We start from the raw sequence: 383 nt of genomic DNA, 5'->3' as shown, positions 1-383 counted from the left end.
GTCAATGACATTCGTGTCTAAAACTGCTTATGAAAATGGTATCAATCGTGCATTAAATTTAAAACGCATGGTGCGTCCAGTTAAAAATATTAGACAATTATCTAAAGCAGATATGAAAAATAACAGCGCAACACCTAAATTAGACGTTGATCCACAAACATATGAAGTATATGTAGATGGAGAAAAAATTACAAGTAATGCAGCAACTGAGTTACCATTAACTCAAAGATACTTCTTATTCTAGGAGGAACATAGAATGATTGTTGAAGAAATCCAAGGCAATATTGCCAATTTGTCAAATTCAGAAAAACAAAAGCACGTCGAAAAAGTATACCTTGAAAATTCAGATCTTGTTAAACGTATTCAAAGAGTCGTTACAGACC

1 pseudogene is annotated in these 383 nt (G+C 32.6%); it reads left to right on the top strand.

Annotation, left to right across the window (positions count from 1 at the left end):
* A pseudogene (ureC, locus tag CKW40_RS46340) lies at positions 1-244 on the top strand (urease subunit alpha); the annotation flags it as partial.
* Positions 245-383 lie beyond the last annotated feature (139 nt).

It is taken from the genome of Mesorhizobium carmichaelinearum, assembly GCF_900199455.1.
Lineage (GTDB): Bacteria > Pseudomonadota > Alphaproteobacteria > Rhizobiales > Rhizobiaceae > Mesorhizobium > Mesorhizobium carmichaelinearum.
This window is presented reverse-complemented; position numbering and strand designations above follow the sequence as displayed.